17 protein-coding genes and 2 pseudogenes are annotated in these 21,905 nt (G+C 43.0%); 9 read left to right on the top strand and 10 right to left on the bottom strand.

All coding sequences use genetic code 11. From position 1 onward, the window contains the following. Positions 1-175: 175 nt before the first annotated feature. The 5 genes from dnaK to RTR63_RS05870 form a co-directional block, all read right to left on the bottom strand. Entirely contained in the window at positions 176-2,098 is a 1,923-nt protein-coding gene (gene dnaK, locus RTR63_RS05890; RefSeq protein WP_309593310.1) for a molecular chaperone DnaK, read from the bottom strand. Between the two features lie 161 nt (positions 2,099-2,259). Beyond that, complete coding sequence (gene grpE, locus RTR63_RS05885) at positions 2,260-2,841, bottom strand: nucleotide exchange factor GrpE (RefSeq protein WP_036591743.1); 582 nt, start codon at positions 2,839-2,841, stop codon at positions 2,260-2,262. A 212-nt stretch (positions 2,842-3,053) separates the two neighbouring features. Further along, positions 3,054-3,659 (bottom strand): L-threonylcarbamoyladenylate synthase, encoded by a 606-nt coding sequence (locus RTR63_RS05880; protein ID WP_219331731.1) that lies wholly within the window; start codon positions 3,657-3,659, stop codon positions 3,054-3,056. A gap of 48 nt (positions 3,660-3,707) precedes the next feature. Continuing rightward, positions 3,708-4,937 carry a DNA-processing protein DprA gene (gene dprA, locus RTR63_RS05875; RefSeq protein WP_312523195.1) on the bottom strand — a complete coding sequence of 410 codons (1,230 nt, stop codon included), beginning with the start codon at positions 4,935-4,937 and terminating at the stop codon, positions 3,708-3,710. Between the two features lie 169 nt (positions 4,938-5,106). Continuing rightward, positions 5,107-6,210, bottom strand: a complete 1,104-nt coding sequence (locus tag RTR63_RS05870; protein ID WP_312523193.1) for a LysM peptidoglycan-binding domain-containing protein — start codon at positions 6,208-6,210, stop codon at positions 5,107-5,109. Between the two features lie 374 nt (positions 6,211-6,584). Between RTR63_RS05870 and def the strand changes: the two genes are divergently transcribed. Next, positions 6,585-7,115: a peptide deformylase gene (def, locus tag RTR63_RS05865; protein WP_060994951.1), complete on the top strand. Its 531-nt coding sequence runs from the start codon at positions 6,585-6,587 to the stop codon at positions 7,113-7,115. Positions 7,116-7,137: 22 nt separating this feature from the next. Next, positions 7,138-7,740 carry an imidazoleglycerol-phosphate dehydratase HisB gene (hisB, locus tag RTR63_RS05860; protein ID WP_060994950.1) on the top strand — a complete coding sequence of 201 codons (603 nt, stop codon included), beginning with the start codon at positions 7,138-7,140 and terminating at the stop codon, positions 7,738-7,740. Positions 7,741-7,819: 79 nt separating this feature from the next. Here hisB and RTR63_RS05855 read toward each other — a convergent pair whose 3' ends face one another. Then, the gene (locus tag RTR63_RS05855; RefSeq protein ID WP_036591734.1) at positions 7,820-8,308 is read right to left on the bottom strand and encodes a YajQ family cyclic di-GMP-binding protein; all 489 of its coding nucleotides are present in this window, start codon (positions 8,306-8,308) and stop codon (positions 7,820-7,822) included. A 291-nt stretch (positions 8,309-8,599) separates the two neighbouring features. Here RTR63_RS05855 and RTR63_RS05850 point away from each other — a divergent pair, with 291 nt between their 5' ends. Further along, the gene (locus RTR63_RS05850) at positions 8,600-9,346 is read left to right on the top strand and encodes a glutathione peroxidase (protein WP_312385026.1); all 747 of its coding nucleotides are present in this window, start codon (positions 8,600-8,602) and stop codon (positions 9,344-9,346) included. A gap of 47 nt (positions 9,347-9,393) precedes the next feature. On the opposite strand, the gene RTR63_RS05845 is transcribed toward RTR63_RS05850, so the two are convergent. Beyond that, positions 9,394-11,367, bottom strand: coding sequence for an ATP-binding cassette domain-containing protein (locus RTR63_RS05845; protein ID WP_312385024.1), 1,974 nt, complete (start codon positions 11,365-11,367; stop codon positions 9,394-9,396). 134 nt (positions 11,368-11,501) lie between these two features. Here RTR63_RS05845 and erpA point away from each other — a divergent pair, with 134 nt between their 5' ends. The 4 genes from erpA to RTR63_RS05825 all read left to right on the top strand — a co-directional run bounded on the left by erpA (position 11,502) and on the right by RTR63_RS05825 (position 14,992). Then, positions 11,502-11,834 carry an iron-sulfur cluster insertion protein ErpA gene (gene erpA / locus RTR63_RS05840; protein WP_065253985.1) on the top strand — a complete coding sequence of 111 codons (333 nt, stop codon included), beginning with the start codon at positions 11,502-11,504 and terminating at the stop codon, positions 11,832-11,834. A gap of 385 nt (positions 11,835-12,219) precedes the next feature. Continuing rightward, positions 12,220-12,576 (top strand): roadblock/LC7 domain-containing protein, encoded by a 357-nt coding sequence (locus RTR63_RS05835; RefSeq protein WP_065253953.1) that lies wholly within the window; start codon positions 12,220-12,222, stop codon positions 12,574-12,576. 205 nt (positions 12,577-12,781) lie between these two features. Continuing rightward, positions 12,782-14,347 carry a glutamate--cysteine ligase gene (gene gshA / locus RTR63_RS05830; RefSeq protein ID WP_312523191.1) on the top strand — a complete coding sequence of 522 codons (1,566 nt, stop codon included), beginning with the start codon at positions 12,782-12,784 and terminating at the stop codon, positions 14,345-14,347. Between the two features lie 120 nt (positions 14,348-14,467). Next, entirely contained in the window at positions 14,468-14,992 is a 525-nt protein-coding gene (locus tag RTR63_RS05825; RefSeq protein WP_065253951.1) for a disulfide bond formation protein B, read from the top strand. A gap of 76 nt (positions 14,993-15,068) precedes the next feature. Here the strand turns inward: RTR63_RS05825 and guaA are convergent, their stop codons facing one another. After that, positions 15,069-16,652, bottom strand: a complete 1,584-nt coding sequence (gene guaA / locus RTR63_RS05820; RefSeq protein WP_203171258.1) for a glutamine-hydrolyzing GMP synthase — start codon at positions 16,650-16,652, stop codon at positions 15,069-15,071. 489 nt (positions 16,653-17,141) lie between these two features. Here guaA and RTR63_RS11820 point away from each other — a divergent pair. Both RTR63_RS11820 and RTR63_RS11815 read left to right on the top strand, forming a co-directional pair. Beyond that, positions 17,142-17,606, top strand: a pseudogene (locus RTR63_RS11820) (hypothetical protein); the annotation flags it as partial. 66 nt (positions 17,607-17,672) lie between these two features. Beyond that, positions 17,673-18,035: pseudogene (locus RTR63_RS11815) on the top strand (glycine zipper domain-containing protein); the annotation flags it as partial. Between the two features lie 540 nt (positions 18,036-18,575). On the opposite strand, the gene RTR63_RS05805 reads toward RTR63_RS11815, so the two are convergent. Together RTR63_RS05805 and gyrB are read right to left on the bottom strand one after the other, a co-directional pair. Then, entirely contained in the window at positions 18,576-19,166 is a 591-nt protein-coding gene (locus tag RTR63_RS05805; protein ID WP_095356241.1) for a manganese efflux pump MntP, read from the bottom strand. 95 nt (positions 19,167-19,261) lie between these two features. Further along, positions 19,262-21,754, bottom strand: coding sequence for a DNA topoisomerase (ATP-hydrolyzing) subunit B (gene gyrB / locus RTR63_RS05800; RefSeq protein ID WP_312523187.1), 2,493 nt, complete (start codon positions 21,752-21,754; stop codon positions 19,262-19,264). Positions 21,755-21,905 lie beyond the last annotated feature (151 nt).

Genomic DNA, 21,905 nt, shown 5'->3' with positions numbered 1-21,905 from the left:
ATTCTTTCTAAGCTTCGTAACTTGTTTTACTTATTTGTAAACTCTTCGTCGCTCAATGGTGGCGTATTATACGTGAATTAGAATGGGTGTCAACACCTTTTTCTTAAAATTTTCAAATAAAATAAAAATACCGCCGTGCGGCGGTATTTTTATGATGCTGTAATCAGTGAACTGATTATTTGTTGTCATCTTTTACTTCGGTGAATTCTGCATCGACAACCCCATCATCTTGCTGGGTTTGTTGTGGCTGTGCATCACCCGCTTCTGCGGTAGCGCCTGGGTCAGCGTAGATTTTTTGACTAACCGGTAAGAAGGCATTGTCTAGAGCTTCAAGTTTTGACTTGATGTCATCTAGATTATCTTCTTTAACCGCCAATTCTAGCGCTTTGATAGCGTCTTCTACTGCGGTTTTATCGCTATCGGTTACTTTATCAGCGGCATCTTTCATGGCTTTTTGTACGCCATGAATACGACCATCTGCTTCGTTACGTACTTGCGCAAGTTCAGCAAATTTGGCATCTTCAGCGGCATTGGCTTCAGCATCACGAATCATTTGCTCGATTTCTGAGTCTGATAGACCTGAGTCGGCTTTAATTTGGATACTTTGTGCTTTACCAGTCCCTTTATCTTTCGCTGAGATATTCATGATGCCATCAGCGTTGATGTCAAAGGTAACTTCAATTTGTGGTACGCCACGCGGTGCGGGTGGAATATCGGTCAAATCGAAACGTCCAAGCAATTTGTTTTGTGCGGCAATTTTACGTTCACCTTGGTAGACCTGAATAGTTACTGCTGGTTGATTGTCATCCGCTGTAGAGAACACTTGTGATTTCTTGGTTGGAATCATGGTGTTTTTCTCAATGATTGGTGTCAACACGCCGCCCATGGTTTCGATACCTAGCGTTAACGGTGTCACATCAAGCAGTAGTACGTCAGTTTTGTCACCCGACAGTACCGCACCTTGAATCGCTGCACCCATCGCTACGGCTTCATCAGGATTCACATCTTTACGTGGCTCTTTGCCAAAGAATTCTTGAACACGCTGTTGCACCAGTGGCATACGGCTTTGACCACCTACCAAGATAACATCATCAATATCAGATGCTTTTAAGCCCGCGTCACTCAATGCGATTTTACAAGGCTCAATGGTACGGTTGACAAGCGCTTCAGTTAAGCTTTCTAACTTGGCACGGGTTACGTTCACCACTAAGTGTTTTGGACCTGTGGCATCGGCAGTAATGTACGGTAAGTTAATATCCGTGCTTTGTGAGCTTGAAAGTTCGATTTTTGCTTTCTCTGCCGCTTCTTTTAAGCGTTGCATTGCCAGTGGGTCACCTTTTAGGTTCACACTGTTTTCTTTTTTGAATTCTTCAACCAAGTAGTCAATTAAGGTTAAATCAAAGTCTTCACCGCCTAAGAAGGTGTCACCATTGGTTGAAAGCACTTCAAATTGCTGCTCGCCATCAACGTCTGCGATTTCGATGATTGAAATATCGAAAGTACCACCACCTAAGTCATAAACCGCAATCTTACGATCTGCACCGCCTTTCTTGTCCATACCGTAAGCTAAAGCTGCCGCTGTAGGTTCGTTGATGATACGTTTGACATCAAGACCTGCGATTTTACCCGCGTCTTTAGTAGCTTGACGTTGGCTGTCGTTGAAGTAAGCAGGGACCGTTACTACCGCTTCAGTGACACTTTCACCCAGATAATCTTCTGCAGTTTTTTTCATTTTTTTCAAAACTTCAGCAGAGATTTGGGGTGGTGCTAATTTTTTACCGTTGATGTCAACCCAAGCATCGCCATTGTCAGCTTTGACAATTTTATATGGCACCATGCCGATGTCTTTTTGCACGACTTTGTCTTCAAACTTGCGACCAATCAAACGCTTGATAGCAAATAAGGTATTTTGTGGGTTAGTTACCGCTTGGCGTTTGGCTGATTGACCCACTAAGATTTCGCCGTCATCTTTATAAGCAACGATTGATGGGGTGGTACGTGCGCCTTCAGCATTGTCGATGACTTTAACTTTGTCACCTTCCATCACTGCAACACATGAGTTGGTTGTACCTAAGTCAATACCAATAATTTTAGCCATAATTAAATTCTCCAATTTTTATTTTGATGGTAAGTGGTGATGAGCACCACATTGTCTTGTATTTTTATATCGGTTTACCGAGGGTTTTTTTCAAGCAGTTAGCAAAAGTTTTTTGCTACACTTGTTACCAATCGGTCAATCCGTTGTTTACTGCTTGCTTACTAGCTACCTACGCGAACCATGGCTGGACGCAATAAACGCTCATGTAGCGTATAACCTTTTTGTAGTACTTGACCTACTTGGTTGGCGCTCGCCTCTGGGTCAATGCCCACGGCTTCATGCAGGTCGGCATTAAATGTTTCGCCCTGTGGATTAACCACTTTAACGCCATATTTTTCTAGCACCGCAATCAGCGATTTGTGGGTAAGTTTGACGCCTTCAAGCACAGGATCATTGTCGGATTGGCTATTTTCAATCGCACGTTCAAGGTTATCGACAGTGTCTAATAGGTCTTTGGCAAATTTTTCTAAAGCAAATTTTTTGGTTTTTTCGGTTTCTTGCTCCATGCGGTTGCGCGCATTGTAGGCTTCAGCATTGGCACGGGCATGAGCTTCTTTGGCTTCTTTGACTTGACCTTCAAGCTCGGCAATACGCTGCTCGTAGGTGCTCAAATTGATGTCGCTAGGAATGGTTTTTTGCTCGTTACTTGGCTCAAACTGTTCCATGGCATCTTTTAACTCCGTTGAGACGGCGTCAGTTTGGTTATGCGGTTGCGTATTTTGGTTATTATCAGCTGAATTCATCAATCATCACTCCTATTATCAAGGTAACCGTCACCAAGGTAACAGTTACACGTTAAAACGGTTAAAGTTATTGGCTTTGATAATGGTGAATCCCTTTGATTTCAAGAGTGAGTCGCATTATTTGCGGGTCAAAATGGCGTTTTTCCTATGAAATCCACACTAAATTTGCGTATTTATGACATGAGAAGATAAAATTTGCTAAAAATAAGGTGTTAAGCGCGTACTTGTTGTTGGGTTAGGGCATCAAAAATTTGGCTAGGTCGAACAAATCCAAGGGTGTCGCCGAGTAAATAACCGATGGCATCACCAAAGTATTGATAAGCAGCCGCGAAATCAGTAGCAGGTGTCAAACCCGATAGGTTACAACTCGTGGATACCAAAAATCCAAACGGGTTATTGTGGTCTGCGTGGGCGATGTGATTGCAAAGCTTAGCAATCATCGGATGGCTAATCACTCGTATGGCTAAGCTATCTCGTCCACCTGTGACCCATTCGGGGATTTTGCCTTGCAATGTCGCAGGAATCGGTAACAACCAAGTGGTGGCTTGTGCATCGCTAGACTGCCAACTTGCCGCAATGCTATCAACTACTTGCTGTGGTAACGGCTGTAAGAATGGCTGAATATGCGCGATATCGCCTGTGATAACAATCATGCCTTTTTCGATTGGACGCTGTTTAATCGCTAAAATCTGTTTCACTGCGGTTTCGTTAAATGGATCACAGCCGATTCCCCACACCGCTTCGGTTGGATAAGCCAGTAGATTGCCGGCTTGTAAAAATTGCTGAACTGCATCGAGCTGGGTGTCATTAAATTGCATTATATACCTCGATTATTTGGTAGTTTTTTTGCTCATCGCTTATCAAAATTAAGGGCGGCAGCGCATATATAGACCGCCGCGCTGCATCACCAGTCCCATGAGCTCAAGCTCAATCAGCCAGCCCATAAGTGTCGCAATATCGGTGTGGGTCTTATCGACCAAGCTGTCTAAATCTTGCCCTACCCAATCGAGTTGATTAAGCAATTTCTGCAAATGCGGCGCCACATCCATCGCCAATGGCGCTTGGTGCGGCTGGGTATTTGACGCTGATTCGGACGGTAATTGAGGGCTATTGCTCACTGCCTGTGCAACTATCAGCGCTGGTTCAACCTCAGTGGCTTTGACAATCGGTGATTTAAAAATTGATAAATCTTCCAAAATTTGCGATGGATGATCGACCAAGGTCGCACCCTCACGAATCAATTGGTGGCAACCTTTGGCGTTGAGGTTGTCAATATGACTAGGAATAGCAAAAACTTGTTTGCCTTGCTCGTTGGCTTCTCTGGCCGTAATGAGCGAGCCGCTTTTGGCAGCGGCTTCTACAACCAGAGTTGCTAAACTTAGCCCAGCGACGAGACGATTGCGCCTTGGAAAATGGTAACGATTGCTTGGCATATCAGGCAATAATTCACTAATGACGCAGCCACCTGACGCAATAATATTGGCTTTAAGGCTGGCGTGATTTTTTGGATAACAATGTTTAATACCATTGCCCAGTACCGCAATAGTACCACCTTGTGTGCCAGTCATCTGTAGACTTAACGCACCTAAATGCGCTTGTTTGTCAATGCCTTCTGCCATGCCACTGGTGATCCATAAGCCTTCGTGCGCCAAATATTGCGCCATATCAAAGGCAATTTTTTCGGCATGTGGGCTAGGTTTACGACTCCCAACAATCGCCAATTGTGGTTGGCTTAAGGCAGATAAGTTGCCTTGATACAATAGCAAAGGGGGTGGGTCATAGATGTTTTTTAACTGAGTCGGATATAAAGGGTCATTATCAAACACCACACCATACTGCCCTTGTGATAGTTCTAATAGCGTATCATGCAAAAATTGGCTGGTTCGACTCGCGCTGATAAACTCAGCAAAGCGTTTGTGGTGATTATCATGCAAGCCCAGTGCTTGCCAGTCTGCCAGCTTGGCTTGAATCGCTTGTTCAGCGCTACCAAAACGCGCTACAAGCTTGTTATAAACAGGCACCGATAAGTTCACTAAATGCCATAACAATAAGGCAGCCTGCTGCGCCGGGTTTAAGTTAGGCTGATAGTCCTGCATCACGTATATTCCTTAGGCATGTATATGGCTTATGAATGTTTGCTATTATAAATTTTTCTCACAATAAAAACTTTAAAGACAGCAAAGCCAGTCAAGATGACTGGCTTTTGAACAATCGCTTACCCATCAAGCACAATCAAGGGCAAGTAAGCAAAGGTAAGCGAAAGCGTTAATTGCCGACCGCAGGCAGTAAAAAATCTTGCTCATGAATCGGTGATTCGGCATCGAGTACATAAGCGTAGCTAATATCGTTAAATGCTTTAAATACCATCACATGACCGATTTGCTCACTTGGCAAGCGTACTGCCCCACCTTTCACGCGTGAATATTCGTCCAAGACTAAAGCGCCTTTTTGATAAACCGTCAACACATCGCCTGGCTCAGCGCCTTGGCTGGTGCCCAAATTAATGGCTATCACCCCATCTCGACCGGCACTACTAATTGAGTTTAAAATGCGAATCACGCGACCGCCACGAGTAACGCTGGCAGGTTTTGGATAAAACGCGGGCGGCAAGTACTGACCGACTTCGACAAATACACGGTCACCTTCGCGCACTTCTTGACCATACGATTTTTTAAGCTCGATACTAGAAACACCGTTTGATGCTACGCTAGTGACGATACCTGCGGCAACTTGGGTGACTTCAAGACCGATGACTTTACGGGTGGTTGGGTCAACATACGGTTCGCCCTCACGATACACACCATAGCGTTGTCCCACAATGAGTGGCACGCCTTTGGCATAGATTTTGTTACCGACACCTGTGATAATGTTTTTATCTTTTGAAGCAAGCACATAGGGGGTAGTTTTAAAGTCATCAGGCGATACGATAATATTGCGCTCAAGCCATGTTTCAATGGCAGTCAAAGGAATCGCAGTGATACTACCTGCGGCACTCACCACGGTGGTTGTGGTGACTGGCGCGTTCATGGCTTTTTCAATGCCTGCACAGCCTTCACCCGTATCTACACCGACCAATTTTTGCCCTTTAATCACACATAAGATAATCACATCTTTTGGATAAATCAGATGCGGATTACGAATCTGCTTATTGGTCGCCCAAATTTCTTTCCAGCGCCACGGACTTTCTAAAAATTTACCGGAGATATCCCAAAGCGTATCACCTTTTTTTACCACATAACGGTTGGGAGCATCGGCTTTGATGCGAGGCGGCGGGTTGTTAGCAGCGGCTAGCGAAGTCACTGTCATACCTAGGGTTGCCAACAAAGCGAAGGATAATTTTTTCATTGTCGTGGTGTTATAGTTCTTCATAGCCCAATACTCAAGATTAACCGCTTAACGCTTTAAATGGCATACGCTTTACCATTACTTATAAACATCATAGCCAAATGTTGTGTTATGTGTCGCAAAATCACTCATAATTTGCGCTATGTAAATTTTGGTTAGCATAGCATAAAATAATTGGGGCTTCATAAATTTTCTCTTTAAATCGTTTTTTTAAATGATTTGGTTTTGGTAGATTTTAATCACTCAATCATTATCATTGATTATTTGCTATTGTGAAGCGATTGGTTTGCACCTATATATAAGTTATAGTAGCCAAACTTTAGCGTTTGCGTTACCCTATGCCAATTTTTTTAGATAATTTTTGCCTTATTATTTGCCTTATTAACAGTTGACCGATTATGACTTTACGTACCATTTTAAATTACCCAGATCCGAGACTTCGTACCCTTGCCAAGCCTGTCACCCACTTTGGTGATGACCTAAAAACCTTGATTGATGATATGTTTGAAACCATGTATGCCGCCAAAGGTATTGGTTTGGCGGCGACACAAGTGGATGAGCACATTCAATTGGTAGTGATGGACTTATCTGAAGATGGCAGCCAGCCTCGGGTGTTTATCAACCCTGTTATCACCCCATTAGCCGATGAATTATATAGCTATGAAGAAGGGTGTTTGTCTGTGCCAGAGTATTATGACAAAGTCGATAGACCCAAACATGTCAGAATTGAGGCTGTCGACGCGCAGGGCAACCCGTTTGTTGAAGAAGCACAAGGCTTACTTGCCGTATGTATCCAACATGAAATTGACCACTTAAATGGTAAAGTTTTTGTGGATTATTTATCCAAGCTTAAACAAGACCGTGCGCGTGATAAAGTGCGTAAAGTTGTCAAACAGCGTGAAAAAGATGCTGAACATAAAAGACTGTGATTTTTAACTGTAAGGGAAAACCATGACCACTCGCCCATCGCGTATCGCTACTGTCACACGAAATACCGCCGAAACCCAAATCACCGTATCTATCAACCTTGACGGTACTGGTCAAGGCGCCATTGACACGGGTGTGCCATTTCTGGACCATATGCTTGACCAAATCAAACGACATGGCTTAATTGACATGGATATTACCTGTAACGGTGACACCCACATTGACGACCATCATAGTGTCGAAGATGTTGGTATTACGCTAGGTCAAGCCTTCAAACAAGCGATTGGTGACAAAAAAGGCATCGTGCGTTATGGACATTTTTATGCCCCACTCGATGAAAGCCTTAGCCGTGCGGTAGTGGATATTTCAGGTCGCCCTGGACTGCACATGGATATCCCGTTTACCCGTGCGATGATTGGTGGGTTTGATGTAGATTTGTTCAGTGAATTTTTCTATGGCTTTGTCAATCATGCCATGATAACTATTCATTTGGATAACTTGAAAGGCAAAAACAGCCATCACCAAATTGAAAGTACCTTTAAAGCCTTTGCTCGTGCGCTGCGTATGGCGGTGGAATATGATGAACGCGCACTCAATAGATTGCCGAGTACAAAAGAAAGTCTCTAATAGTAACCTGTAAAAATAAAAGCCCTGTTTAAGACAAGGGCTTTTTTTATGATAGTTGTTTTGTACTAATTTTTGCGTGCTAGTCTTTAAAATTATTAAATTGCAGTGGCACACCAAATTGTTTTTCTTTCAAAAACGCCATCGCTTGCTGTAGCGTGTCTTTTTTCTTATCATTGACTCGTACTTTATCGCCTTGAATCGCCGCCGATACTTTCAAATCCGACTCTTTTAATGCCTTGCTGATTTTTTTGGCGGTATCGCCATCAAGTCCATCTTTGAGATTGACCACCTTTTTCATTTGTTTGCCCGAGCCTTGATTATCCTGTGGGTCGAGTGACTGCAAATCTACCCCGCGTTTTATCATGTTTTTCTCAAGCATGGCATACACGTTTTCCATCTGCAACTCATTGTCTGCGGTGATGGTGATTTTTTTGTCTTTCTCATTGAGTTCTACTTTAATATCACTGCCCTTAAAGTCAAAACGGGTGGCGATTTCTTTCTCGGTGTTTTGCACGGCATGTTTAACTTCAAATAACTGTAATTCTGAAACCACGTCAAATGATGGCATGAGGTTTTCCTTATCAAATTTGTTGAATAAAATCTAAAAAATCTGCCCTATCATAACTGATTTTGTCAATTTTTAACAATTGACTAGCTAATTGACTAGCTATTAGCATCAAAGATAATTATGTAAAATAAATCATAAAATATGTAATGATTTAAAATACTTATTAAAATAATTAACTTTTTAATAACGCTGATTACAGTTTTTTACCTTATTTGTTTGTATAATGAGTAAGCAAATAGCTCATTTACTAAAAAATGTAGTATAACAATTTACGATAATAAGGAGTAGGATATGGCGTTTAGCGATATGATTGGCAAACAAGTGCCAAGCGTGACTTTTCATACCCAACAGCAAGGCAAATGGGTAGATGTTAGCACGGATGAATTATTTAAAGGCAAAAAAGTAGTATTATTCGCCTTACCCGGGGCATTTACGCCAACGTGTTCATCACTGCATTTACCGCGCTACAATGAATTGGCAACTGAATTTGCCAAACTAGGCGTTGATGACATCGTGTGTGTCTCAGTCAACGATACCTTTGTTATGAATGCTTGGGCCAAAGACCAAGACTGTAGCAATGTGACCGTGATTCCAGATGGTAACGGTGAGTTTGCTGAAGCGATGGGACGCTTAATTGATGACTCAGCAATTGGGTTTGGCAAACGTTCATGGCGTTATTCGATGCTGGTCGATGATGGTAAAATTGTCAAAATCTTTGACGAACCCCAAGACAGCGGCAGTGATGACCCATACGAAGTATCAGATGCTGATACTATGATTAAATATATCGACCCAAACTGGCAAGACAAACCCTCTGTCTCAATTTTTACCAAGCCTGGTTGCCCACATTGTGCCAAAGCCAAAGAAACGTTAACTCAAAAGGGCTTTCAGTTTGAAGAAATTGTACTTGGTAAAGATGCGAGTATTACCTCAGTGCGAGCCATTACTGGTCGTGAAACTACCCCACAGGTGTTTATCGGTGGCAAACACATCGGTGGTAATGATGACTTACAAAAATATTTTGCTGATGCAAAATAATGTTTGATTAAATAAAAAAAGACAGTCTAGGCTGTCTTTTTTATTGTCTAGTTAAAATTATTTTCCATCTCTTCAAGTGTCATCATCAAAGTCATCACATTTTCTTCGAATGCTTCAATTTGTCCTTTTAGCGTGGTTTGTTCATCGAGTAGCTTCAGTAAGGTGGCTTTATGGCTATCCTCATACAGACCTGCATCACCTAGCTTTTCTTCAATCTCACCTAGCTGCGCCATGAATTTTTCTAGTTGTTTTTCTTCGTTTTCGATTTTTTTACGGATGGGCGCGGTAAGTTTACGCTGTTCAGCGGATTTTTTGCGTTGTTCTTCTTTGGATAACGCATTGGGTACGTTAGACGTTTCACGTGAAACATCTGTTTTTTGGTGGGCTAATTTTTTGTCTTCGAGTTTTTTATTGTCGCTCGCTTGTTTGGCTTGCTGTTTACGGGTCTGTGATAACCACTGACTATAATAAGCGATGTCATTGTCAAAGATGTTACATTGCCCGTCATGCACCAAATATAGCTCATCGCAAACATTGGCTATCATTTCTCGGTCGTGTGATACCAGAATGACCGCCCCTTCAAATTCTTGCAAGGCCATGCTCAATGCTTGCCGCATCTCCAAATCTAGGTGGTTGGTCGGCTCGTCTAATACCAACACATTGGGACGCTGCCATACGATGAGCGCAAGGGTGAGTCTTGCCCGCTCACCGCCAGAGAACAACTTGCTTTTGGTATCAATGCGGTCACCGCGAAAGTCAAAACTCCCTAAAAACGCCCGTAAATCAGCGTCTGAAGTTTTGCCTGCGAGACGCTGCAGCATCAATATAGGTGATGCTTCTCCATCGAGGCTATCCATTTGGTGTTGGTTAAAATACCCCAGTACCAAACTATCTGCAGCTTTACGCGTCCCAGCCAAGATAGGCAACTCACCCACCAAGCCTTTAATGACCGTTGATTTGCCTGCGCCATTCATCCCTAGCAGACCGATGCGGCTGTCAGGGGTAATTTGTAGGCGAATATTCTCGATAAGTGGTACACCGTTGTAACCCACACTGGCATTGTCTAGCACCAATAATGGCGATGTTAATTGCACAGGGGATTTGAACCGAAACTGAAACGGGTTGTCCGCCATGATAGGCGCTAGCTCGGTCATCCGCTCCAGCTGTTTGACACGGGCTTGCGCTTGTTTGGCTTTAGAAGCTTTGGCTTTAAAACGGCGAATAAAATCTTCAAGGTGGGCACGGGTTTCTTGCTGTTTTTCAAATTGTTGCTGCTGCTGGGCTAGGCGTTCACTACGGGTACGCACAAAGGTGCTGTAATTGCCTGTATAAAGGGTCATTTGTTGGTTTTCAATGTGCAAGATATTGCTCACTACATTATCCAAAAACGCTTGGTCATGCGAAATCATGAGTAACGTGCCGTCATAGGCTTTGAGCCATTCTTCAAGCCACAAAATGGCATCCAAATCCAAGTGATTGGTCGGCTCATCAAGCAACAATAAATCCGCACGGCTCATTAAGGTTTTGGCAAGGTTTAGGCGCATACGCCAGCCCCCTGAAAAACTACTCACAGGTTGGCTTTCTTGAGCAACATTAAACCCAAGTCCTGTCATGATTTGGGAGGCTTTTGCAGGGGTACTATAACCATGGATATCATCAAAGCGCGCGTGCACATGGGCAAGCTCATCTTCTGACAAGGTATCTGGATGGTTAATCTTATCTTGCAGCTCAAAGTATTCTTTGTCGCCACTCAACACAAAATCTATCGCCGATTGGTCAGTGGTTTCAATCTCTTGCGCCATATGACCGATTTGCCAACTGTTTGGAACCGATAGACTGCCTGTGTCGAGTGCCAATTCGCCTTCGCCTTTTTGGGTCAATAGCGTCGCAAAAAAACTGGATTTACCTGTGCCATTGTTGCCTGTTAACCCGATTTTCCAACCTGGATGGATTTGCAAATTAACATCTTTAAATAATACCCGCCCATCACGGCGAATACTGGCATCTTTTAGTTCTATCATAATCGGCTCAAAACTCAAAAAATTTGACTAAAATTAAATGGGAAAAATTCTTGATAGTATAAAGCAAGCACCCCATAATAATAAAAAAGTTTTTATAAGGAATACCCCCGATGAGCGATACCGTAACTGATAGTATGGTTGATGGCATGACTTTAACCGATAATGCTGCTAAAAAAGTGCGTAACCTACGTGATTCAGAAGGCAATAACGACTTGATGCTGCGAGTATATGTGACGGGTGGTGGCTGTTCGGGTTTTTCGTATGGTTTTAATTTTGAAGAAAACTTGGGCGATGATGATGCTACCTTTAGTAACGATGATGTAGCATTGGTTGTTGATAGTTTGAGCTACCAATACCTACATGGCTCAACCATTGATTATGTGGAAGGATTAGAAGGCTCGCGTTTTACCGTCAACAATCCAAACGCCACCACGACTTGTGGTTGTGGTTCGTCATTTTCTATCTAGCTTTACTGGCTAATTTTACTGGGATTCTTTACCTAGTTCATTTGCATAATTAAAAGGCTTTAGCTTAAATATAGCCAGCAACTGTTAAGTTTAGCCTTTTAATTTTCATTCATCCTGTATTTGTTACCTTTGAACAAAATCATCTACATTTTTTCAGCGTTTATCAGATTTGATTTGTGTCGTTAGCCTTTATCCGTAATAATGATTTTATCAACAGCGTGATGACACTTAACCGTGTTATCATCAAGTACCCTAATATAGGTTGATATTAATTTATTGTTGTTAATTACTTAATGTTAAATGTGTTAATGATTTAAGTTTGTTAGCTAAGCAATTATTAATAAGCAATCTTTATTATTCATTTAATAATACCAAGGAGCTTATCATGGCTAAATTATCTTTAGACTCACTCAATAACATCGACGGTTTCATTGCAGCTGCATTGGTTGACAGCGAATCAGGTCTAGCACTTGCCTCAACCGGTAATGGTATCGACCTTGAAGTTGCAGCAGCGGGTAACACTGAAGTGGTACGTGCAAAACGTAAAACTGCTAAAGCATTAGGTCTTAACGACAAGATCGAAGATATCCTAATCACATTAAGTAAACAATATCACTTAATCCGTCCGCTAGTCCGTAATGAAAACCTATTTTTGTACCTAGTACTTGATCGCCAAAAATCAAACCTAGCTATGGCGCGTCATGAATTAAAAGGGTTTGAGACTGAATTAGATTTCTCTTAATGCTTTTTTGATTAAAAGTTTCAGGTAAAAATTATCACTTAATCAAATAATGGGATAGTTTTTATCATACCCACGGTATTTACTGTGGGTTTTTTACGTTTGGCGATTATTGCAATTGGTAATTTCGTCATCACGATATTTTGATAGTGTTTGTATAAATTTGGTGGCATAATTTCACACAATTAAAAATAATTCTAGGATAATTATGACCCAAGCGCCTCAAACTTGTACTTCTTTGCAGCTACCTACTTGGCTGACCGCTGAAAACATTCATGGCATGCTACGGGGTATCGAAAAAGAAGGCTTACGTATGAGCCCTGAGGGATATATCGCCACTACCCCACATCCAGCAAAGCTTGGCTCAAAACTCACTCACCCTTTTATCACTACTGACTACGCCGAAAGCTTGTTAGAGCTCATTACTGAGCCAAAACCCACGGTAAAAGAAGCGCTTGATATGCTGCGTGATTTGCATATTGTGGTACAAAATGCTTTGACCGATGATGAGCTATTTTGGTCGATGTCGATGCCTTGTATGATTTCGGGCGATGAAGATATTTTGCTGGCCGACTATGGCACCTCAAACTCAGGTAGACTAAAAAACCTCTATCGTCACGGTCTAGGCATCCGCTATGGTCGCCGTATGCAGACCATTGCTGGATTGCATTATAATTTATCATTTGGTGATAATTTATTCACCGCTTGGCAACAGCAGTTAGGTGATACCCAGCCATTAACTGAATTTAAAAATGAAAAATACTTGGGTCTGATTCGTAACTTCAAACGTCTAAGTGGTATGGTGCTGTACTTGGTTGGTGCAAGTCCTGCCGTGTGCGCGTGTTTTTTAAAGGGTCGCGAGCATCCGCTACAGCCAATGAACGCATCAACTTACTATTTACCCAATGCTACCTCTCTGCGCATGGGCAAACTGGGTTATCAAAATAGTGTACAAGATGATTTAGATATCCGCTACAACAGTCTCGATGAATATGTCGCAGGTTTGCGTAATGCCATCCACACGCCGCATCCTAATTTTAGCGCGTTGGGACTCGATGACGACAACGGCTATCCCATTCAAATCAATGACCATATTTTGCAGATTGAAAACGAGTACTACAGCCCGATTCGACCCAAACAAATTACCCAACCTGGCGAAAACCCCAGTGATGCCTTAGCCAAGCGCGGTATCGCTTATGTGGAACTCCGAGCGATTGACTTAGATCCGTACAGCGAAATCGGTATCAGCTTAAATACCGCCTGTTTTATGGAAATTTTGGCATTGTACTGTCTATTGCTAGATAGTCCTGACTTATTGCCCGATGAAGATGCCCTACTTGCTCAAAACCAAGAAAAAATCGTCAATCAAGGGCGCGAGCCAAACTTAATGATTGATACAGTAGCTGGGCAAGTCGCATTTAAAGACTGGCTACTACAGCATCTGCTAGGTATGCGTAAGCTATCAGAACTCATGGATGTCACCTATGGTAGCAATGATTACCGCAATGCGTGGCAATCGATGATGGCAAAAGCGCAAAATCCAGACAATACCCTGTCAGCGCAAGTATTAGTCGATACCGAACGCTTTGATAGTAGCTGGCAGTTTGGTAAGTCACTGGCGCAAATGCATGCCAATCGCTTAAGACATCAAGGATTGGTCCCTGAGCAAATGACTTACTTTGAGCAGCTTGCCAAAAACTCTGTGCGTGAGCAAGCCGATATCGAGCAGAATGACACACAAGATTTTTATGCCTATGTGGGTCAATTTCGCTAGTTAGCAGGTGCTAGTAATCAGATATTGTTGGACTGATTATTTTTTAGGGTTAAATTTCTAAAATTCTAAGCGCTATGGTTTGGCTTATTCTTTTTCACTAAATTGTTTGATGGTTTTTTTATGCGTGATGCTTCATTGACCCACAGCTTGTTAAGTTATCGGGGACTGGCAGGACTATTGACGTTAGCCAGTATTATTGGCATGAGTTTCGCCTATTTTTATTTGCAAGGGGTGGTAAAATTAGACCCGTGTCCGCTGTGTATCTTTCAGCGAGTGGGTTTAATTGTGATGGGGATTTTTGCATTTATCGCCTTTTTACTCAATCCAAAACAAGCTTGGGCAAAGATTTTGTTGATGTTTGGCGCGCTGCTCGGCATTTTGTGGTCAATTGCTGTGGCGATTCGCCATGTATGGATTCAACACCTGCCACCTGACCAAGTCCCCTCATGTGGTCCTGGGCTGGACTATTGGATGGATACGCTGCCGATTGCTCAAGTGTTGAAAGAAGTATTTAAAGGTTCTGGCGAGTGTGCGGTGATTGACTGGACGTTTTTAGGCTTTAGTATCCCAGAATTATCACTGGGGTTTTTTAGCATTTTATTGATAATGATTATTTTGGCGATCCGTAAAAGCAATACTCGATAACACTATCGGTCGTGGTCTAAAACCATAAAAAAGGCGATAATCAATCGCCTTTTTTTATTAGCTTTTTTTAGTCGCTTTATTCCCATTCAATGGTCGCTGGTGGCTTACTTGAGATATCGTAGGTCACACGTGATACTTCTTTGATTTCATTCATGATGCGATTAGACACTGTTTCAATCAAATCATACGGCAAATGGGCAAAACGCGCTGTCATAAAGTCGATGGTTTCAACCGCCCGTAACGCAATCACCCACGCATAGCGGCGACCATCACCGACCACGCCCACTGATTTTACCGGTTGGAACACCGCAAACGCTTGTGCGGTTTTCTCATACCAACCAGATTTTTCCAACTCTTGCATAAAGATGGCATCGGCTTGACGCAAAATATCGGCATATTCTTTTTTCACTTCACCCAAGATACGCACGCCTAGACCTGGACCTGGGAAAGGATGACGATAAATCATTTTTTCAGGTAGCCCTAATGTCACACCGAGCTTACGCACTTCATCTTTAAACAAATCACGTAAGGGTTCAATAAGTTTGAACTGCAAATCGTCTGGCAAGCCACCGACATTGTGGTGCGACTTGATCACATGTGCTTTGCCTTGGTGACTTTTTGCCGATTCAATGACATCGGGGTAAATGGTACCTTGTGCCAAGAATTGAATGCCTTTGCCCTCACCCGACAGTTCACGTGCGGTATCTGCAAACACATCGATAAAGGTTTTACCAATGATTTTACGTTTGGCTTCTGGATCGCTAACGCCGGCTAATGCGGTCAAAAAACGTTCCTCAGCATCCACGCGAATGACTTTAACGCCCATGTTTTCAGCAAAGATTTGCATCACTTGGTCGCCTTCATGGAGCCGTAACAAACCATTATCAACAAACACACAAGTTAGCTGCTCGCCAATCGCTTTGTGAAGCAGTGCGGCTACCACCGAGCTATCTACGCCGCCCGAAAGTCCCAACAACACTTGCTCATCACCAATTTGTTCTTTTAACTGCGCCACACGCATCTCAATGATGTTATCCGGTGTCCACGCATTGGCACAGCCACAGATTTGGTGCACAAATCGGCTAATCAATGCTTCACCTTGCAGCGTATGGGTCACTTCTGGATGAAACTGCACTCCGTAATAATGCTTGCTTTCATTTGCCATCGCAGCAATTGGACAGCTTGGGGTTATCGCAGTTACTTCAAAGCCTGCAGGTAACTCAACAACTTTATCGCCATGACTCATCCAAACGTGTAATTTGTTGGGCTCATCTTCAATGCCTTTAAAAAAGCTATCTTGAGCGGTTTTTTCAATGATAGCAGCGCCAAACTCTTGGTGACTACTGGCTTCAATTTTGCCACCAAACTGATCTGCCATCGCTTGCATACCATAGCAAATGCCTAGTACCGGCACATTGATATCAAATACGGCGTCGTTAATTTTTGGGCTATTTTCTGCATACACGCTCTCTGGACCGCCCGATAAAATAACCCCTTTTGCACCAAAGTCGTGAATGCGCCGTGCTTCGATATCGTATGGGTACATTTCACAGAATACCCCTGCTTCACGCACGCGGCGCGCAATTAGTTGACTGTACTGTGAACCATAATCCAATACCAAGATACGGTCTTGTTTGATTGAGTTGTTGGATGTTGACATACAAGCCTCTTTAAATTTAGGTAAATAGCTTAACTGAACCGATGCTAACAGGTTTCAAAAATTTATGGGTATTGTACCAATTAACGGCTTTATTTGCTGATTTTTATAGAGTGAAAAATGGCTACATGAATGTTTTGAGTAAAAATTTTCCCTAAAAAATTTCTCTCATAAACGGTCTTTACTTGGGTTTTTTTGTATCGCTTTCACCAATTGATTATCTTTGTTACACAAACCTCATCTAAGAGGCTTTAGGTTTACCAAACTCTACGAAAAAATTGCTGATATTGCTACAGAGTAGACGCAAAAATTTATTATTATGAAACGGTAATAACCGAAAACGGTTTTACGAAAAAATTGATTTTAATTTATGCATTTTAAGTTAACGTCACGTTTAATTGTTTTTCGACAATAAAAATAACAGCCATATTAAAAATTTTTTCTAAACGCTAGTATGGCTTGGATAAAAAAACTTCAAATGAGGATACAATCATGGTAGATAATATTAATAATTCAGACTTAAACCGCGACCCTATCACTGGTGAACCAGGCTCACATCCAATCGGTACCGCAGTAGGCGGTATGGGTGGTGCGGCTGCAGGTGCAGCTATCGGTGCTATTGGTGGTCCATTAGGTATGTTAATCGGCGGTGCAATTGGTGCAATCGCTGGTGGTGCTGCAGGTCACGCCGCAGGTGAAGCGATTGATCCAACGATTGAAGATACTTATTGGAATGATACCTATTCACAAACAACCTACTATAGAGATGGTTATGATTATACCACTGACTATCAACCAGCTTATGCCGTCGGCTATGCCAATCGTGCAAAATACCCAGCTGGCACAACGTTTGACAGTGTAGAATCTGATCTTGAACGTAGCTGGCATGAAGTAAAAGGTAATTCACGTCTTGCATGGGAAGATGCCAAAGAAGCCATTCGTGATGGTTGGAATAAAACAGATGCTCGTATTGCTGGTCAAGAATATTCACCACGTTTACGTACAGTGGATGGCTATGCAGAAGGTGAAGAAAAAGGTCATCCTGTTGCTACTGGTACAGGCGCATTAGGTGGTGCCGCAGCTGGTGCAGCCGTTGGGTCAGTAGCGGGTCCCGTTGGCACATTGATTGGTGGTGCGATTGGCGCCGTGGCAGGTAGCGCGGCAGGTCATGAAGTCGGTGAAGCAGTCAACCCTACCACTGCTGAAGATGCTTACGAAAAACCTCATCCAGTTGCCAGTGGTTCTGGTGCACTAGGCGGTGCCGCAGCCGGTGCAGCCATTGGTTCAGTAGCAGGTCCTGTTGGTACCTTAGTGGGTGGCGCGATTGGCGCTGTAGCCGGTGGCGCAGCCGGTCATGAAGTTGGTGAAGCAGTTAACCCAACTGAAGCAGGTGAACAACGTAAAGAAGCTAACCCTGTCGCCAGTGGTACAGGTATGGCAGCCGGTGCTGCTACAGGCGCAGCGATTGGTGCGGTAGGTGGTCCAGTAGGTTCATTGGTTGGCGGTGCCATTGGTGCTGTAGCAGGTGCAGCCACAGGTAATGCCGTAGCAAATACGCTTGAAGGTAATACAGAAGAAGATACCTACTGGCGCAATAACTATAATACAACGACCTACTATAGCCAAGGCTATGATTACGATACTGACTATCGCTCAGCGTATGATTATGGTTACCGTGCACGTCATCATTTTAATACCGCTAATGAGTTTGAAAGTGTTGAAAATGACTTACGCAATGATTGGGAACAATTCAAAGGTAGCTCACGTTTGACTTGGGACCAAGCTCGCCTAGCAGCACGTGATGCCTGGTATCGTATTAAGCGTTAATCTTTCGATTAAGTTAGCTTAAAATAAAAAAAGACTTTCAAATTAATGAAAGTCTTTTTTATTTGAACCATTAAAATCAAAGACAAAAAAGCTGGTCTATTAAATTACCATTTTGATGCCAATACCGATTAATACTAGCCCACCAAAAATTTCAGCTTTACTCTCTAGCCACGTGCCTGATTGCTTGCCCATAAATACGCCGATAAAACTAAAAATACCTGTTACCACGGCAATTACCGCACAGGATACATAAGGATTGACTGGGATTAAATTTAAGGTAAATCCGGCTGCCATTGCATCAATACTGGTTGCAATCGCTAAAGTAGTCATGGTTTTATGGGTGATGACAACATTGGCATCATTGGCGATATCTAAAGCAATATTGTGCGGGGTGGAATCTTGTGATGTCGCATCTTCATCATCGCCAGATAAGGCTTCATACAGCATTTTTCCACCAAGCCCCACCAAAATAATGCACGCTATCCAAGGCGCCCAATTTGCGATAAATCCTAAGATTGAACGTCCACCGAGATAACCAATCAAAGGCATCAAACCTTGAAAGACGCCAAAATATACGCCTGCCATAAGTGCAATTTTGGTCGTATCTTGGCGGTGTTTGGCACCGAGTCCAATCGCTACAGCAAAGGCATCCATCGATAAGGCTATCGCTAGCAGTAATAAGGCAATCATGTGATATCTCTTCTAAAAATTCAAGCTGAAATAAAACCACCTTATTACAACATAAGGTGGTTTCCATTGTATTAAAACACGACCCTAAAATTGGGTTAAATATCCAAGTTGGTCACTGTTAACGCATTCTCCTCAATAAAGGCACGACGCGGTTCTACATCATCCCCCATCAGACACGAGAACAAATGATCAGCAGCAATCGCATCTTCAATGGTGACTTTTAGCATATGGCGATTTTCTGGATCCATCGTGGTTTCCCATAATTGATCAGCGTTCATCTCGCCCAACCCTTTATAACGCTGAATCGCTAAACCACGGCGCGCATCACTCATAATAAATTGCCATAGATAACCCATGTCTTTGATCGGCAGTTTTTTATCGCCTTTAGCGACATAAGCGGTATCTGATAACATGTCTTTCCATTGGCTGGTTAAGCGATGCAAACGGCTATACTCACCTGAACCAATAAATGCGGTATCTAATAAGTACGCGTGTGGCAACTGATGGATAAAAATCGTCACGCGCGGTAGATAATAGGTTTTTTGATGATCGCCTTCTTGTTTGCTAAAGGACTCTAATTCAATTTGTGGGTCTAATCCGTCTGCCGTCACTGCTAGATTCTGCGCTAACGCTTCTACCCAATTTCGCATTTGCGCTTCATCTTCAATCATCGGTATGCTAAGTTTGCTGGTGATTGCCAACGCATCCAATACGGCGCTTGGATATTTGATTTGCAAACGGTTTTTGATGGTCTGAGTTTGGTTATAATCATTGAGCAAGGTTTCTAGCGCTTGACCTGTGACCGCAGGCGTACCTTCACTCAAATGCAACTGGGTATCATCAATGGTTGACGACAATAAATAGGCCTTTAACACTTCATCATCTTTGACATACAATTCTTGGCGACCTTTTTTCACTTTATACAGCGGTGGCTGCGCAATATAAATATGACCACGTTCTAATAGCTCTGGGGTTTGACGGAAAAAGAACGTCAGGAGCAAGGTGCGAATATGTGAACCATCCACGTCCGCATCGGTCATGATGATAATTTTGTGATAGCGTAATTTGTCAGGATTGTACTCATCAGGCCCGATGCCTGTACCCAATGCGGTAATCAAGGTACCCACTTCTTGCGACGATAGCATCTTATCAAAACGCGCACGTTCTACGTTTAGAATTTTACCTTTCAGCGGTAAAATCGCCTGCATCTTACGGTTACGCCCTTGTTTCGCAGAACCGCCTGCCGAGTCCCCTTCCACAATGTACAGCTCTGACATCGCAGGGTCTTTTTCTTGGCAATCAGCAAGTTTGCCGGGCAGACCTGCGATATCAAGTGTCGTTTTACGGCGAGTCATTTCACGAGCTTTACGCGCAGCTTCTCGAGCACGGGCGGCATCGATGATTTTACCAGCAATCCCTTTGGCCGCATTGGGATTTTCAAGCAAGTAAGCGCTAAACTTATCGTGCATGGCTGATTCAACCGCGGGTTTGACTTCACTCGATACCAGTTTGTCTTTGGTTTGGCTTGAGAATTTTGGGTCAGGTACTTTGACAGAAATAATCGCCGTTAGACCTTCCCGCGCATCGTCACCTGTTACCGCAACTTTTTCTTTTTTCATCAAGTTTTCGCTATCCATATAGCTATTTAGGCAGCGTGTTAATGCCGAACGAAAACCAGAAAGGTGGGTACCACCATCTTTTTGCGGGATATTGTTGGTAAAGCATAATACTTTTTCGTTGTAGCTATCTGTCCATTGCAATGCTACTTCGACGCTGATACCGTCATTTTCTTCGCTGGTAAAATGAAACACCTCATTTAATCCAGTTTTGCCCGCATTGATGTAATGGACGAACTCAGATAGACCGCCAACGTGTTCAAACTCATGGCGTTTGTCATCGCGCTCATCCGTCAATACGATGCGTACACCCGAGTTTAAAAACGACAATTCGCGTAAACGCTTGGCGAGAATTTCAAAATCAAAAATCGTGCCTGTAAAAATATCATCGCTTGGATAAAAACGCACTTGTGTGCCTGTTTGCTGGGTGGTTTCAAGCTGCTCGATAGGCGCTACAGGCTCACCATCAGCATACGTTTGGCTATAGTGGTAGCCATCACGCCAGATATCGAGCACCAGTTTTTTTGATAACGCATTAACCACTGACACACCAACACCGTGCAAACCACCTGAGACTTTATAACTGTTGTCGTCAAATTTACCGCCCGCATGCAGTACTGTCATGATAACCTGCGCGGCTGACACCCCTTCTTCTGGGTGAATATCGACAGGAATACCGCGTCCATTGTCTTTGACGCTGACCGATTCATCTTCGTGGATGATGATGTCAATTTGATCACAGTGACCCGCCAAGGCTTCATCAATGGCGTTATCCACCACTTCAAACACCATATGATGCAAACCTGTGCCATCGTCGGTATCGCCAATGTACATACCAGGGCGTACACGCACGGCTTCTAAGCCACGAAGTACGCGGATACTATCAGAACCATAGGCTTTACTTTCTTGTTGACTTGATTGGGTAATAGATTGTTGTGTCTGATCGGCTACATTCGCAGATGTATCAGTCATGATGACTCCATAAGTTTTGCATGGCAAAAACGTCAGAACATACTCGATTTTATGGTCAAAATCGTTGATTTTTTTCTTAGTTTTTTGGCGAAAAATAAAGGGTTTATTGTAGCAAATTTTAGGGGAAAAGTCACTGAATATCCCTGCTTAT

The organism is Moraxella sp. CTOTU47724 (assembly GCF_032014955.1).
GTDB classification, from domain to species: Bacteria; Pseudomonadota; Gammaproteobacteria; order Pseudomonadales; family Moraxellaceae; genus Faucicola; species Faucicola tetraodonis.
Note: the sequence above shows the minus strand (reverse complement) of the source record. Positions and strands in the feature narration are given on the sequence as shown.

What these genes read in the sequence shown, in the direction of transcription:
- dnaK (WP_309593310.1), bottom strand. Translation starts at nt 2,098, where the DNA reads ATGGCTAAAATTATTGGTATTGACTTAGGTACAACCAACTCATGTGTT.
- grpE (WP_036591743.1), bottom strand. Translation starts at nt 2,841, where the DNA reads ATGAATTCAGCTGATAATAACCAAAATACGCAACCGCATAACCAAACT.
- RTR63_RS05880 (WP_219331731.1), bottom strand. Translation starts at nt 3,659, where the DNA reads ATGCAATTTAATGACACCCAGCTCGATGCAGTTCAGCAATTTTTACAA.
- dprA (WP_312523195.1), bottom strand. Translation starts at nt 4,937, where the DNA reads ATGCAGGACTATCAGCCTAACTTAAACCCGGCGCAGCAGGCTGCCTTA.
- RTR63_RS05870 (WP_312523193.1), bottom strand. Translation starts at nt 6,210, where the DNA reads ATGAAGAACTATAACACCACGACAATGAAAAAATTATCCTTCGCTTTG.
- def (WP_060994951.1), top strand. Translation starts at nt 6,585, where the DNA reads ATGACTTTACGTACCATTTTAAATTACCCAGATCCGAGACTTCGTACC.
- hisB (WP_060994950.1), top strand. Translation starts at nt 7,138, where the DNA reads ATGACCACTCGCCCATCGCGTATCGCTACTGTCACACGAAATACCGCC.
- RTR63_RS05855 (WP_036591734.1), bottom strand. Translation starts at nt 8,308, where the DNA reads ATGCCATCATTTGACGTGGTTTCAGAATTACAGTTATTTGAAGTTAAA.
- RTR63_RS05850 (WP_312385026.1), top strand. Translation starts at nt 8,600, where the DNA reads ATGGCGTTTAGCGATATGATTGGCAAACAAGTGCCAAGCGTGACTTTT.
- RTR63_RS05845 (WP_312385024.1), bottom strand. Translation starts at nt 11,367, where the DNA reads ATGATAGAACTAAAAGATGCCAGTATTCGCCGTGATGGGCGGGTATTA.
- erpA (WP_065253985.1), top strand. Translation starts at nt 11,502, where the DNA reads ATGGTTGATGGCATGACTTTAACCGATAATGCTGCTAAAAAAGTGCGT.
- RTR63_RS05835 (WP_065253953.1), top strand. Translation starts at nt 12,220, where the DNA reads ATGGCTAAATTATCTTTAGACTCACTCAATAACATCGACGGTTTCATT.
- gshA (WP_312523191.1), top strand. Translation starts at nt 12,782, where the DNA reads ATGACCCAAGCGCCTCAAACTTGTACTTCTTTGCAGCTACCTACTTGG.
- RTR63_RS05825 (WP_065253951.1), top strand. Translation starts at nt 14,468, where the DNA reads ATGCGTGATGCTTCATTGACCCACAGCTTGTTAAGTTATCGGGGACTG.
- guaA (WP_203171258.1), bottom strand. Translation starts at nt 16,652, where the DNA reads ATGTCAACATCCAACAACTCAATCAAACAAGACCGTATCTTGGTATTG.
- RTR63_RS05805 (WP_095356241.1), bottom strand. Translation starts at nt 19,166, where the DNA reads ATGATTGCCTTATTACTGCTAGCGATAGCCTTATCGATGGATGCCTTT.
- gyrB (WP_312523187.1), bottom strand. Translation starts at nt 21,754, where the DNA reads ATGACTGATACATCTGCGAATGTAGCCGATCAGACACAACAATCTATT.